The following is a 14,715-nucleotide window of genomic DNA, read 5'->3' on the forward strand; positions in this document are numbered from 1 at the left end:
CTTCAAAAGAGCCCGCAACCACCACACCCGAGCAGGCCGGAGGCCGAAATCACCAGACGGCCACTGAGACGGCCGGCCGGAACACCCGCCCACCGCAGCGGGCACGATGAACAGGCCGCGCAGCGGGCACGATGAACAGGCCGCGCAGCGGGCACGATGAACAGGCCGCGCAGCGGGCACGGCGAACAAGCCGTGTACCCGAACGAGTCAGACGAGACGCCAGTCGTGCCGCTCCAGGAAAGCGCGCTCCCCAGTGGCGTACTCGGTGAAAGCAGTCTGAACCGCCTCCAGGTCGGGAACATGGGTGCGGAACATCCGGTCCCGGACGCTGTCCTTGTACTCCAGCTCGTAGCCCGAGATCTCCGGGGAACTCTGGACGAAGTGCTCACCGAAGACGACCAGCGCCGTGAACGGGTTCTGCGGTGACATGGTGGCGAGCGCGTCGGAGATGAGCTGAAGGTCGGGACCGACCACGATCATCCCGTCGCCGGTACGCATCTCCATGGTGGGATAGACGCCTCGTGGAGACAGGTTGTGCACCAGGCCGCGCTGCGGGTCGTAGCAGACCAGTCCGCACTCGGCGGCCAGGGCGAAGACCTCGGACGCCACCTCGTCGGCCCGTTCCAGGTCCACGGTCACCAGGGCGAAGGCCGCGGAGAGCGGCTCGGCCTCGGGAAGCCGCTCGACGAACGCCGCCACCCCGGGGTGACCCTCCTCGGGCTCCTGCCCTTCGGGGTGGGGGCTCGCGCCATGCGGCTTGCCGTGACGGAACGTATGGAAGACGTTCTCAGCGTGTTCCCTGGTGATCGGCTTGGGCTCGTGCCAGACGGCCAGTTCGAAGCTCACGCTTCCATTGTCCTCCGAAGGATTCTCCCGGCCGGCCGGAAGGTCGTACCGCCCAGGAGGAGAAGACGCCTACGCCGGGGGCCTGTCGGCGATGGGGATCTCCGACAGCACCGCGGTGCAGAACGCGCAGCGCCTGGCAGCGACCGGGATGTCGCTGAGGCACTCCGGGCACTCCTTCTCGGTGGCCTCCTTGTTCCGGTCGAAGTAGCCGATCAGCCGGGTCATCGGCATCACGACGAGCCAGTAGATGACCGCGGCGATGATCAGGAAGCTCAGCAGGTGGTTGATGAAGTCGCCGTACATGAACTTGGCGCCGTTGACCGTGAACACGTAATCCGAGAAGTCCGGCTCCCGGCCGCCGGTGACCGCCCCGATCAACGGCGTGATGAGGTCCTTGACCAGGGCCTGCACCAGTCCGCTGAAAGTCGCCCCGACCACGACCGCCACGGCCAGCTCGACGAGGTTCCCTCTCAGCAGGAACTTCTTGAATCCACCCATTCCTAATGTCCTCCACTCGTGAAGAAGGGCCGCTGCCCGGGGAGGGCGGCGACCAGAGCTCCGCTGTTTTCCGGCAGTCCACCGGAACCCCCTGATGGGTGGTCTGGACGGAGGTTAACGCGTCCGATCGAGAATATGCGGAGCTGGAAGCCTCGGGACTGTTACGGGTTGGACGGGACGGCTGGTGCGAAAGGTTAATATCGGCGCAGTTCGCGAGCGAGGTGGCCGGATGGACTTTCGTGTGCTTGGCCCGGTCGAGGTGATCGCCGACAGCGGGGCGGTACTGGACATCGGCCCCTACCAGCAGCGGCTGGTGCTGGCGATGTGCGTCCTCGCGGCCCCGCGACCGGTCGGGCCGAACCGGATGATCGACGCCCTCTGGAAGGACGCCCCTCCTCCGGGGGCGCTCAACACCGTGCAGGCGTACGTCTCCAAACTCCGTCGCGTTTTCGAGCCGGGCAGGCCGAGAGAGGTGCCCCCGAAGGTCCTGGCCAGCAGGCCGGGAGGCTATGTCCTGGACGTCCCCGCCGCTGCGATCGACCTGGGCAGGGTGCGGGAGCAGGTGGCCGAGGGCAGGAGCCTGGGCGCGGCGGGAGATCACGAGGGGGCGGTGCGGGAGCTGCGGCTGGCCCTGGGGGAGTGGAGCGGAGAACCGCTTGACGGTCTCGCGGAGTCCTCCTGGGCGGCGGAGGAGCGCGTGCACCTGGTCGAGCTGCGGCTGACGATCGAGGAGGACCTGGCCGAGGCGGAGCTCGCGCTCAGCCGGGGAGCGGTGGTGACGAGCGGGCTGGCCAAGCTGGTCGCCGCCCATCCGTTCAGGGAGCGGCTGCGGACGCTCGCCGCCCACGCGCTCTACCAGGCGGGACGGCAGGCGGACGCGCTCGGCCTGCTCGCCGAGGGACGCCGGTTGCTGATGGAGGACCTGGGGCTGGACCCCGACCCCCGGTCGCGGGAGATGGAGCGGCGCATCCTCGGTCAGGATCCCGCGCTGCGGCCCAGGCACACGGCGGAGCCGGGCGGAGCGGCGGAGGCGGCCGACGCGGGAAAGACAGCCGTCGTGGCGGAGGCGACCGGTGCCGAGAGGGCGGCAGGGGCGGCGGAGCCGGCCGGGCTGGAGAATGGCACCGGGCTGGTGGGCCGGCAGGCGGAGGCCGGGGTGCTGGAGCGGGCGGTCACCGGAGACGGGCACCGGGTGGTGCTGCTCGCCGGGGAGCCGGGCATCGGCAAGACCAGCCTCGCCGAGTACGCAGCCGACGTCGCGCGGGCGCGGGGCCGGCGGGTGGTGTGGGGCCGCTGCTGGGACGGCACCGGCGCGCCCCCCTTCTGGCCCTGGACGCAGGCGGTGCAGGACCTGGTCGGCAGGGACGGCGAACTGGCGCAACTCGCCGGAGCCGGAGCCGGAGCCGGAGCCGGAGCCGGGACCGGGAGCGGGACCGGGCAGGCCGGACCAGAGGGGCCGGCGGGGCAGTTCGAGTTGTACGAGGCGTTCGCCCGGCTGCTGAACGAGCACGGCCGGGTGCTGGTGGTCCTTGACGACCTCCAATGGGCGGACACCTCCTCGCTGCGGCTGCTGGAGTTCCTGGCCTCCACCCGGCTCTGCCCGGAGTTGACGGTCGTGGCCACGTACCGCGACACCGACGTGCGCCCCGGCGAGCCGCTGGAGCACACCCTCGGCGTGCTGCTCCGGCTGCCGCACGTGCGGCGGCTCCTGCTGCGCGGCCTGGCGGAGGAGGAGATCCGTGAGTATCTGGGACGGGCGGGCGCCGACCCGGGGCGGGCCGGGGAGATGGGCAGGCTGACCGCGGGCAACCCGTTCTTCCTGGGCGAGGTGCTACAGCTGGGGGAGACCCCCGAGGCGCTCTCGGACGTGGTGCGCGGCCGGATGGCCCACCTGCCGCCCGACACCGAGGAGGTGCTGACCGTCGCGGCGCTGCTGGGCAGGGAGGCGGCGACCGACATCCTGACGCGCGTGGCGGAGTTGCCCGAGGGGCGGGTTCTCGACATCGTCGACGCCGCGGTGGGGGCCCGGCTGCTGGTCGAGGGGGAGGGGCCGAGCTGCCGGTTCGTCCACGACATCGTCCGCGACGTGCTGCGCGAGGCGCTGCCGCCGCTACGCCGCAGGAGGCTGCACGCGCGGATCGCGGAGGTGCTGGAGGAGCGGAGCGGGACGCGGCTGACCGAGATCGCCCACCACTGTCGCGAGGGCCTGCTGACCCCCGCGATGGCGGGCAGGGCCATCGGCTACACCCGGCGCGCGGCGGCCCAGGCGACCGCGCAGTTCGCCCACGAGGACGCGGCGGAGGGCCTGGAACGGGCGATCGCGATGATCGACCGGCTGCCCGGACCCGACGGCGCGCTCCGCTGCGACCTCCTGCTGGACCTGGCCGAGGCACAGGCGGCCGCGGGGATGAGCAGCGCGGCCCACGCCTCGCTGGAGGCCGCCGCGCAGGCCGCCGAAGGGCTCGGCGACGACAGCCGGCTGGCCAGGGCGGTGCTGGGATTCTCCAACCCGATCTATCTGGCCATGTACGAGGAGATGACCGGGATCGACAGGCTGGCCGAGCGCATCGACCGGGTGCTCGCCTCCGACCTCGCAGAGGGCTCGCCGTGGCGGGCCCAGCTGCTCGCCGCCGTCGCGCTGACCGGCTCCACCGGCCGGCCGGTCGAGCGGAGCGTGGCGATGGCGGAGGAGGCGGTGCGGCTGGCCCGCCGCGCCGGGGAGGACCGGACCCTGTCCAGGACGCTGATCGCCCTGGAGATCCTGCTGCGGTCCGGCCACGACCACGACCGCCGGCGGGCGGTCGTCGCCGAGATCGTGGACATCGGCCGCCGCACCGGCGACCTGGCCACCGAGTGGATCGGCAGGGAGAACGAGTACGTCGAGCTGAACGCCCAGGGCGCCGCAGGCCCCGCCGCGGAGCTGCTGGCCTGGCTGCGGGAGAGCGCGGAGAGGCTCCGGCTCCCCTCGGCGGTCAGCCTGGCCGCCTGGCAGAGCGCGGTCCACGCCTACCTGGCCGGGCGGTTCACGGACGCGCTCGCCGCGGCCGACGCGTCCGGCGCGGCTCACCCGGAGGGCGCGCTGGGCAGGGGCGACGCGCTGCTGCGGCGGGAGACGTTCCGCTTCCTCTCGCTGCGGGCGGAGGGGGCGGCGGGCGAGGCGCTCGCGCTCTCCGATGAGATGCTCGCCCACCGTCCGGGGCAGATCCCCTGGCGGCTCCTGCGCTGCCTGGTCCTGATCGACCTGGGCAGGACGGACGAGGCGCGGGAGGACTTCGCCGAACTCGCCCGCGACGGCTTCGCGGCACTCGGCCCCGAGCTGGCCTACCGGTTCGTACCGGACGCCGTCAGCGAGATCTGCGCGGCGCTCGGCGACGAGGTCGCGGGGAAGATCCTGTACCGCAGGCTCGCCCCGAACGCGGGACGGCTGCTCGGCTGGTCGCTGACCGACCTGTGCCTGGCCCGGCTGGCCCTGCTCGACGGTGACGAGGAGCGGGCCGGGGCACACCTGCGGGCGGCGGAGGCGTTCGCCGCCGGGGCGGGGCTGCGCGTGTACGAACCCGCGATCCGCGCGCTGGCCCATGAGTTCCGCCCGGCCTGACCCCGGCCCGTCCAGGCATGCCGTCGGGCAACTCCGAGATCACTCCTGCAGGTATGGAGATGTGCGCATGTCCAGGCTGAGACGGGGCATATCTGTTCACCGCTGAAGGGCGGTGCAATGATCGAGATCTGGCCGGGTGATCCCTATCCTCTCGGGGCCACCTACGACGGCGCGGGGACCAACTTCGCGCTTTTCACCGAGGCCGCCGAACGCGTCGAGCTGTGCCTGTTCGACGAGGAGAACCGGGAGACACGAGTCACCTTCACCGAGTGTGAGGGCTTCGTCTGGCACGGCTACCTACCCGGCGTCGGTCCCGGGCAGCGGTACGGCTACCGCGTGCACGGCCCGTACGACCCGCGGAGGGGACAGCGGTGCAATCCGGCCAAGCTCCTGCTCGATCCCTACGCCAAGGCGATCGAGGGGGACGTGAACTGGGACGAGGCGGTGTACGACTACCGCTTCGGCGATCCGGAGAGCCGTAACGACGCGGACTCGGCCGCGTTCGTGCCGCGCTCCATCGTGATCAACCCGTTCTTCGGCTGGGGGCACGACCGGCCGCCGAGCACCCCGTACCACAACACGGTGATCTACGAGGCGCACGTCAAGGGGCTGACGATCAACCACCCGAAGATCCCCGAGCGGATCCGGGGCAGCTACGCGGCGATCGGGCATCCGGAGATCATCGATCACCTGACCGCGCTCGGGGTGACGGCGATCGAGCTCATGCCGGTGCACCAGTTCGTCACCGACCACGTCCTCGTCGAGCGGGGGCTGACGAACTACTGGGGCTACAACAGCATCGGGTTCTTCGCCCCGCACAACGCCTACTCCAGCACCGGGCAGCGCGGCGGGCAGGTGCTGGAGTTCAAGGCCATGGTCAAGGCCCTGCACGAGGCGAACATCGAGGTCATCCTCGACGTGGTCTACAACCACACGGCCGAGGGCAACCACCTGGGCCCGACGCTGAGCATGCGGGGCATCGACAACGCCGACTACTACCGCCTGGTCGACGACGACAGGCGGTACTACCTGGACACCACGGGCACCGGCAACAGCCTGTTCATGCGCTCCCCGCACGTGCTTCAAATGATCATGGATTCGCTCCGCTACTGGGTCATCGAGATGCACGTGGACGGTTTCAGGTTCGACCTGGCCGCGACGCTGGCGCGGGAGCTGCACGAGGTCGACCGGCTGAGCGCCTTCTTCGACCTGGTCCAGCAGGATCCGGTGCTGTCACAGGTCAAGCTGATCGCCGAGCCGTGGGACGTCGGCCCCGGCGGCTACCAGGTGGGCAACTTCCCCGCCAGGTGGACCGAGTGGAACGGCATGTACCGCGACACGATCCGCGACCTGTGGCGAGGTGAGCCCGCCTCGCTGCCCGAGTTCGCCTCCAGGCTGACCGGCTCCAGCGACCTCTACCAGGACGACAGCCGCCGCCCCGCCGCCTCCATCAACTTCGTCACCTGCCACGACGGGTTCACCCTGCAGGATCTCGTCTCCTACAACGGCAAGCACAACGAGGCCAACGGTGAGGACAACCGGGACGGCACCGACGACAACCGCTCCTGGAACTGCGGTGAGGAGGGGCCCGCCCCGCTGGCCGTCGAGTCCCTGCGCGAGCAGCAGAAGCGCAACTTCCTGACCACTCTTTTCCTGTCCCAGGGCGTTCCGATGATTTCCCACGGCGACGAGTTGGGCCGCACCCAGCGGGGCAACAACAACGTGTACTGCCAGGACAACGAACTGAGCTGGGTCGACTGGTCCGACGTCAGGGAGAACTGGCTGCTGCTCGATTTCACCCGGCGGCTGGCCAAGCTCCGCGCCGACCACCCGGTCTTCCGGCGGCGCAGGTTCTTCTACGGGCGGCCCGTACGAGGCTCCGAGGAGAACCTCAGCGACATCGCCTGGCTCACTCCGAGAGGGGAGAAGATGACCGATGCCGACTGGAACGTTGGCTACGCCAGGTCACTGGCCGTCTTCCTGAACGGTGAGGCCATCACCGAGCCCGACCGCAGGGGGCGGCAGATCGTCGACGACTCGTTCCTGCTGCTGTTCAACGCCCACCACGACGTCATCAAGTTCACCCTTCCGAAGGACTACGGTGAGATGTGGCTGACAGAGATCGACACGGCGATGCCGATCACGGTTGACACCCGGGTCTGCCGGGCCGGAGAGAGCGTGCCGGTGGTCGGCCGCTCGGTGAGGGTGTTGCGCCGTGTCTGAGCCCATCACGCAACCCACCCCCGATCCCGTCCCCGAGCCCGCTCCCTTGGAGCCCGCGCCCACCGTGGTCCCGCCCGAGCCGGTGCCCACTGTCGTACCGCGAGAGCCGGTGCCCGGTGTGGTCCCGCCGCAGGTCGCCCATGGCGAGGTCCTGCCGGACCCCGGGGCGGCACTGTTCGGCGAGGACGTGCCAGAGCCGGCGGGGCTCCCCGAGGAGGTACCCGAGCCGCCGCCCTCGCCCGGCTCCTACGAGGTGCCGGTCTCGACCTACCGGTTCCAGCTGACCCCCGACTTCGGGTTCGACAAGGTGGCCGAGCTGGCCCCGTACCTGCGGGACCTGGGGGTGAGCCACGTCTATCTGTCGCCGATCCTGCAGGCCGTGCCGGAGTCGCGGCACGGCTACGACGTGACCGACCACTCACGTGTCCGCGCGGAGTTCGGCGGGGTCGAGGGACTGCGGGCGATGTCGGCGACGCTCGCCCAGCACGGGATCGGCATCGTCGTCGACATCGTGCCCAACCACATGACGGTCCCGGTGCCGGAGTCGGGCAACGCGCAACTGTGGTCGGTGCTCGCCGAGGGGCAGAAGTCGCCGTACGCGTCCTGGTTCGACATCGACTGGGCCGGCGGCGACGGCAAGGTGAACATGCCGGTGCTCGGCGATTCGGGGGAGGTGGTGGCCGATGGTGACGTGCTGCGCTACCACGACCACGTCTTCCCGCTGCCGGACACCAACTACCGGCTGGTCGACTGGCGGCGCGGGCCCGGCTACCGCCGGTTCTTCGACGTGTCCTCGCTGATCGGGCTGCGGGTGGAGGACCCGGAGGTGTTCGACGCCACGCACGCCGTCATCCTCTCGCTGGTCCGGGAGGGGATCATCCAGGGGCTGCGGGTGGATCACCCCGACGGGCTCGCCGAGCCGCGCGGCTACCTGTCGCGGCTGCGCGCCGCCTCGGGCGTGTGGACCGTGGCGGAGAAGATCCTGATCGGCTCCGAACGGCTGCCCGCGGACTGGGAGTGCGACGGGACCACCGGCTACGAGGTGCTCAACCGGATCACCGGGCTGTTCGTCGACCCGGCGGGAAAAGAGCCGCTGGTGGAGCTGTTCACCCTGCAGACCGGCATGCCCGCCGGCTACGCCGCGGTGGTCCGCGAGTCCAAGGCGGAGGTGCTGAGCCTGTTCTTCGCTTCGGAGATCGACAGGTTGCACGCCGTCGTCGGCTCCGACCGCCGGACGCTGGTGGAGCTGCTCGCCGCGATGCCGGTCTACCGGGCCTACGTGGTGCCGGGCGAGCCGGTGCCCGAGATCTCGGCCCAGATCGTCGAGGAGGCCGGACAGGTCGCCGCGGGGCGGCTGCCCGAGGGCGCTCCGGTGGCGGAGGTCGTCCAGCGGGTGCTGGCCGGGCCCGCCGAGGCGGTCGCCCGCTTCCAGCAGACCTGCGGCCCGGTGATGGCCAAGGGGGTGGAGGACACCGCCCTCTACCGCTGGTACCCGCTGTCCTGCCTGAACGAGGTGGGCGGCGAGCCCGACAGGTTCGGCGAGCCGATCGAGGAGTTCCACGCGTTCTGCCGGCGGATGCCGCCGGGCACGATGACGACGCTGTCCACCCATGACACCAAGCGCTCGGAGGACGTGCGGGCCCGGCTGGCCGTGCTGTCCGAGCTTCCGGAGGAGTGGGCGGCGGCGGTCGGCGAGTGGTCCTCGAAGGTCTCCTTCGACCCGGCCCTGGACTACCTGGCCTGGCAGAACCTGATGGCCTCCTGGCCGATCGGCCCCGACAGGTTCTTCGACTACCTGTTCAAGGCGGCCCGCGAGGCCAAGACCTCGATCTCCTGGGCCACCCCCGACCCGGCCTACGAGCGCGGCATCCGCGACTTCGTCACCCGGGCCGTCGAGGAGTGCGGCGCCTCGATCAGGGAGTTCACCGCGCGGATCGAGCCGTACGCCAGGTCCAACTCGCTGGGCCAGAAGCTCGTCCAGCTCATGCTGCCCGGCGTGCCCGACCTCTACTGGGGCAACGAGATCACCGACTTCTCCCTGGTCGATCCGGACAACCGCCGCCCGGTCGACTTCCCGCTGCGCCGCCGGATGCTCTCGGCGGCCCAGGCTCACGCGAGCCAGGCCCACCCGGGGCAGGCACACCCGAGTCCCGCCACCGAGGGCCTGTCATGGGACGAGGCCAAGCTGGCGATCACCAGCCGGGCGCTGGACCTGCGGCGGAGGCTGGACCCCGCGGCACCGTACGTCCCGATCGAGGCCGGAGAGCACGCGATCGCCTTCGCCAGGGGGGAGCGGGCGGTGGCGGTGGCCACCCGGCTGCCGGTCGGTCTGGAGCGGCGCGGCGGCTGGGGGAGCAGCACGCTCACCCTGCCGCACGGTACCTGGCGGGACCTGCTCTCCGGTGCCGAGCACACCGGCAGGATCCCGCTCGCCCACCTGCTCTCGGTCCACCCCGTCGCACTCCTGGAAAGGGACTGACCCATGTTCGAGGTCTGGGCGCCACGGGCGACGGCGGTGGACGTGGAGATCGGCGAGGTCCACCACCCGATGTCGTCCGCGGGCGGCGGCTGGTGGTCCGCGGAGGTGCCCGGTGCCGGGCACGGTACCGACTACCGGTTCCGGTTGGACGGGGGCGAGGCGCTGCCCGATCCCCGTACCCGCTGGCAGCCGGAGGGGATCTTCGGCCCGAGCCGGGTCTACGACCACGACCGCTTCGAGTGGGGGGACGCCCTGTGGCGGGGGCGTGACCTGCCGGGCTCGGTCATCTACGAGCTGCACATCGGCGCCTTCACCCCCGAGGGCACCTTCGACGCGGCGATCGGCAGGCTGGAACATCTGGCGGAGCTCGGCGTCGACTTCGTGGAGATCATGCCGGTGCCGCCGGTGCCCGGCGGGCGCAACTGGGGTTACGACGGCGTGGACCTGTGGGCCGTCACCGACAACTACGGCGGCCCCGACGGGCTCAAGCGCCTCGTGGACGCCTGCCACCGGTGCGGGCTCGGGGTGATCCTCGACGTCGTCTACAACCATCTCGGCCCCTCGGGCAACTTTCTCGCCCCCTTCGGCCCCTACTTCCACTCCAGCGCCTCCTCCTTCTGGGGGCAGGCGGTCAACCTGGACGGCCCCGGCTCCGACGAGGTGCGCGCCTACTTCGTCGGCAACGCGATGCAGTGGCTGCGCGACTACCACATCGACGGTCTGCGGCTGGACGCCGTGCACGCCCTGCGCGACGACCGGGCCGTCCACCTGCTGGAGGAGATCGCCGCCGAGACGGAGGCGCTGTCGGCGGCCGTGGGCAGGCCGCTGACCCTCATCGCCGAGTCCGACCTCAACGACCCCCGGCTGATGACCCCCCGTGAGGCCGGGGGGTACGGTCTGGCGGCCGCCTGGAACGACGATGTCCACCACGCCCTGCACGTGGCGGTGAGCGGGGAGCGGCACGGCTACTACGACGACTTCCACGGGGCACTGCCCAAGGTGCTGACCCGCGCCTACTACCACGACGGGACCTACTCGTCCTTCCGGGGGCGGTCCCACGGCCGGTCGGCGGCCCACCTGCCCGGCTACCGCTTCGTCTGCTGCGCGCAGAACCACGACCAGATCGGCAACCGCGCGGAGGGCGACCGGCTGGCGCCCGAGGCGCTCCGGCTGGCCGCCGGGCTCCTGCTGACCTCGCCGTTCACCCCCATGCTGTTCATGGGGGAGGAGTGGGGCGCGCGCACGCCGTTCCTGTTCTTCACAGATCACGTCGAGCCGCACCTGCGCGAGGGCGAGGCCGATCGGCGGCGGCGGGAGTTCGTCGGCTTCGGCTACGACGACTGGGCGGAGAAGGCCCCCGATCCCGGTGAGGAGCTGACGTTCCTGCGCTCCAAGATCGACTGGAGCGAGCTGGACGACGACGCCCACCGGGCACATCTCGACTGGTACCGGGCCCTGATCGCGCTGCGCCGGGCACACCCCGAGCTGACGGACCCGAGACTGGATCGGGTCCGGGTCGACCACGGCGAGTCCTGGCTGGTCGTCCACCGGGGAGGGCTCAGGGTGGCGGCCAACCTCGGTCCGGTGCCGCTCACCGTCAGGCTCGGGCCAGGACGGTCCGCGCCCGGCCACATTCTGCTCGCCTCGGAGGCGTCGGCGACGGTGCGGGGAGAGGAGCTGTCCCTGCCCGCCCGCTCCCTCGCGGTGGTGAGGCTGAATCCGCCCGGCTGACCGCCGCGGTGGCCACAGGCTCAGGCGGTCACCTGGCGCCCGCCTGAGCCACCACCCGCCCCGCCTGCCGGTAGGCCGCGGGGTGGTGGGCCGGCGGCCGCATCTTGTGCCGGGCGTGGAAGGACACCGGGTCCCGGGGTCGCCGGTCGCTCTTCAGCAGTGCGCGGGGAGCCGGAGGCGGGCGAAGATCCGCTCCATGACAGCCGTTCACGCCGCGGCCGGGGTGAGGATGTCGGACAGGCGGCGCAGACCGCGGGCGGTACGGGCCTTGACCGTGCCGAGCGGGACGCTCAGCCTCTCGGCGATCTCCCGCTGGGTCAGGTCGCCGTAGTAGGCCAGTTCGATCGCCTGGCGCTGTGACTCGGGCAGCTTGGCCAGCGCCCGGCGCACCTGGTCGCGCTCGGCCATGCCGTCACCGTCGGCCCTGCCGTCGTCGCCGGCCGGATCCGCCACCACGTCCAGCGGCACCGTACGCAGGGTGCGCGTCCGAAGCTGGTCGACCGCGCGCTTGTGCGCGATGCCGAGCATCCAGGCGGGGAGGCTGCGGGCCGGGTCGAAGCGGTGCCGTGACCGCCAGACCTCGGCGAACACCACCTGCTGAAGGTCCTCGATCTCCTGCTGCGGTACGAATCGCCGCAGGTAGGAGCGGATGAGGGAGCCGTGGGCGCGGAAGCACTCGGCCAGGGCCGCATCGTCGCCCTCGGCGAACCGGATGTTCAGGGTGTCCGTCATGACGCCTCCGCTCACCGAGAAAACTTATTCAAAACCTATTCATACCTGGCCGGTCAACGTGATCGCAAGCAGGGGCACGGTGGCACGCCGATCAACGGGAGGGAGAAGGAGGATCCGGCCCGCCGGTGGAAAGGCCGAGCTCAGGCCAGGGCGGTGAGGACGCGGCTGAGCGCGTCCTGGAACGACGTGACGTGGGGGACCGACGCCGGCAGCCCCTCCCGCCAGCCCATACCGCCCGCGACGACCAGGCTCGGCGGGCGGAGCACGGGCAGCGACGCGAGCGGGGCGGGGTCACCGGTGGCGGACAGCTGGGACCAGACGAAGACCACCGAGGGGCCCAGCCGGCGCATCGCGTCCGCCAGCGCCGGGTAGGGGGTCCTGGCGCCCAGCACCCGGGTCTCCACCTGGTGCTCGGTGGTCAGCGTGGCGGCCAGTGCGTAGATCGGCAGGCTGTGCTGCTCGTCCTCGGCGCAGGCGAGCAGCACGGGGCGGGTGTTGACCGGCCGGGCGGGGCGTGCGGTGAGCCGGATCAGCGCCGCCAGCAGCCGGTCGGAGAACAGGTGCTCGATCTCGACGCTCGCGCCGCTCTCGGCCTGGCGGTCGCAGATCGTCTCGAAGACCGGCATCACCAGCCGCTCCCAGGTCCACGGCACGCCGTGCCTGGCCAGCGACGCCTCTATCCAGTCGTGGACGGTTCGGCTGTCCAGCGTCATCGCCGCCCGCGCCAGCATCGCCGCCGTGGGGATGCCGGGCCGCTCCGCCAGGGGAAAGGAGGGGATCTCCTCGGTGCCCACCTCCGGAGCCGCCGGTGGGACGGCCTCGATCCGCAGGACCTCCCGTGCCGCGTCGGAGGGGGGAACCCCGCTCCTGATGAGCCGGTTCATCTCCTCCAGGCGCCACAGGTCGCGGGTGTCGTAGCGTCGATGCCCCCCGGGGCTCCGGCGGCTCGGGCCCACGCCGTAGCGTAGGTTCCAGGTCCGCAGCGTGGGGGCGGGCACGCCGAGGCGTCGTGAGACGGCGCCGATGCCGTATCCCGGCTCCTCATCAGCGGTCACCTGTCGCTGCTTTTCCATCTCATCCCATTTCAAGCCCGCTACTGCCGTACCAGCGTGACAGGCGACACGAGCGGTCGCTCCCTGGACATTCCTTCGAGTTCCGAGCCCCCGGCGGATGCAACCGGCGGAGCGTGACCCGGCGAAAGGAAAACGTGACCGATACTGTGATCGTTTTGTTCAGCCGTGACCTCCGGGTGCACGACCACCCGGCGCTCGCCGCCGCGTGCGAGCGCGCACGTCATGTCATACCACTCTTCGTCATCGACCCCGACATACCCGCCGGCAACCGCCTGGGATTTCTCGCCGAATGCCTCGCCGACCTGCGCGGATCGCTCCGTGAGCGGGGCGGTGAGCTGGTCGTGCGCAGGGGTGATCCGGTCGCGGAGACGATGCGCCTGGCGGGGGAGTCGAGGGCCGGGGCGGTCCACGCCACCATGGACGTCAGCGCCCTCGCGCACCGCAGGCAACGGCGCCTGGCGGCGGAGTGCGAGCGCGCGGGGGTGGAGTTCCGCACCTTCCCCGGCCTGACGGTCGTGCCGCCGGACGCGCTCAGGCCGTCGGGTGGCGGTGACCACTACCGGGTCTTCACCCCCTACTGGCGGGCCTGGAGCCGGCGACCACGCAGGGAGGTACTCAAGGCACCCGGTGTGGTCCGTGTCCCCGGGGCCCTGAGCCCCGGCAGGCTACCCGAACCCGGGCACGAGACGTACGAGCTGTTCAGGGGTGGTGAGAGGGTCGGGCGCCGGAGAATGGAGCAGTGGTTGAGACACTGCGTGGACGACTACGCCGACGGCCACGACGACATGGCGGGCAACCGCACCTCCAGGCTCAGCCCCTACCTGCGCTTCGGCTGCGTCTCGCCGCTGGAGTTGGAGGCGCTGGCCAGGGAGGCCGGGGACACCGGCGAGTTCGTCAGGCAGCTGTGCTGGCGGGACTTCTTCCATCAGGTGGCACGGGCCTTCCCGCGGATCAACCGGGACGACTACCGCCCGCGCGGGCACGAGTGGCGCGACGACGACCACGCGGCGCAGGCGTGGAAGGAGGGCATGACCGGAATCCCCATTGTGGACGCCGGGATCCGGCAGATGCTCGCCGAGGGCTGGATGCACAACCGGGCCCGCCTGATCGTGGGTTCGTTCCTCGTCAGGCGGCTGCGGGTCGACTGGCGTGTCGGGGCCGACCACTTCTTCGAGCGGCTGCTCGACGGCGACGTGGCCAACAACTACGGCAACTGGCAGTGGGTCGCGGGGACCGGCAACGACACCCGGCCCAACCGGCCCGTCAACCACATCCGGCAGGCCAAGAGGTACGACCCGGACGGCGAGTACGTCCGCCGCTACGTCCCCGAGCTCGCCGCGCTGCCGAAGCGGGTGATCCACGAGCCGTGGAAACTTCCCTCGGGCGTCCCCGGCTACCCCGCGCCGCTCGTCTCCGTGGACTGAAGTGAGTGCTCCGGTGCCGAGAACCCCGCCGGTGGGCGGTCTTTCCGGCCGGAAAGTCCCCCCCCCCCCGGGGGGGAGGGGGGTGGAGCAAGTGGGGGGGGGGGTGGACGC

9 protein-coding genes are annotated in these 14,715 nt (G+C 71.2%); 5 read left to right on the top strand and 4 right to left on the bottom strand.

Translation table 11 applies throughout. The annotated features are described in order from the left end of the window. Positions 1 to 207: 207 nt before the first annotated feature. Positions 208 to 846: a hypothetical protein gene (locus ABT130_RS44565; protein WP_350966060.1), complete on the bottom strand. Its 639-nt coding sequence runs from the start codon at positions 844 to 846 to the stop codon at positions 208 to 210. Positions 847 to 915: 69 nt separating this feature from the next. Then, entirely contained in the window at positions 916 to 1,344 is a 429-nt protein-coding gene (gene mscL / locus ABT130_RS44570) for a large conductance mechanosensitive channel protein MscL (protein WP_350930348.1), read from the bottom strand. 229 nt (positions 1,345 to 1,573) lie between these two features. Here mscL and ABT130_RS44575 point away from each other — a divergent pair, with 229 nt between their 5' ends. The 4 genes from ABT130_RS44575 (at position 1,574) to treZ (ending at position 11,375) form a co-directional block, all read left to right on the top strand. Beyond that, positions 1,574 to 4,942 (top strand): ATP-binding protein, encoded by a 3,369-nt coding sequence (locus ABT130_RS44575; RefSeq protein ID WP_350966061.1) that lies wholly within the window; start codon positions 1,574 to 1,576, stop codon positions 4,940 to 4,942. Between the two features lie 117 nt (positions 4,943 to 5,059). Further along, positions 5,060 to 7,165, top strand: coding sequence for a glycogen debranching protein GlgX (gene glgX, locus ABT130_RS44580; protein ID WP_350966062.1), 2,106 nt, complete (start codon positions 5,060 to 5,062; stop codon positions 7,163 to 7,165). Continuing rightward, positions 7,158 to 9,644, top strand: coding sequence for a malto-oligosyltrehalose synthase (gene treY / locus ABT130_RS44585; RefSeq protein ID WP_350966063.1), 2,487 nt, complete (start codon positions 7,158 to 7,160; stop codon positions 9,642 to 9,644). Before glgX ends, treY begins: the two co-directional genes overlap by 8 nt. A gap of 3 nt (positions 9,645 to 9,647) precedes the next feature. Continuing rightward, on the top strand, positions 9,648 to 11,375 hold the full coding sequence (treZ, locus tag ABT130_RS44590; protein ID WP_350966064.1) for a malto-oligosyltrehalose trehalohydrolase: 1,728 nt from the start codon (positions 9,648 to 9,650) through the stop codon (positions 11,373 to 11,375). A gap of 207 nt (positions 11,376 to 11,582) precedes the next feature. Here treZ and ABT130_RS44595 read toward each other — a convergent pair whose 3' ends face one another. Beyond that, positions 11,583 to 12,107, bottom strand: coding sequence for an RNA polymerase sigma factor (locus ABT130_RS44595; protein ID WP_350966065.1), 525 nt, complete (start codon positions 12,105 to 12,107; stop codon positions 11,583 to 11,585). A 140-nt stretch (positions 12,108 to 12,247) separates the two neighbouring features. Continuing rightward, positions 12,248 to 13,180: a MerR family transcriptional regulator gene (locus tag ABT130_RS44600; RefSeq protein WP_350966066.1), complete on the bottom strand. Its 933-nt coding sequence runs from the start codon at positions 13,178 to 13,180 to the stop codon at positions 12,248 to 12,250. A 134-nt stretch (positions 13,181 to 13,314) separates the two neighbouring features. Between ABT130_RS44600 and ABT130_RS44605 the strand changes: the two genes are divergently transcribed. Then, on the top strand, positions 13,315 to 14,604 hold the full coding sequence (locus ABT130_RS44605) for a cryptochrome/photolyase family protein (protein ID WP_350966067.1): 1,290 nt from the start codon (positions 13,315 to 13,317) through the stop codon (positions 14,602 to 14,604). The last annotated feature ends 111 nt before the right edge of the window (positions 14,605 to 14,715 follow it).

The organism is Streptosporangium sp. NPDC001681, assembly GCF_040298085.1.
Taxonomy (GTDB): domain Bacteria; phylum Actinomycetota; class Actinomycetes; order Streptosporangiales; family Streptosporangiaceae; genus Streptosporangium.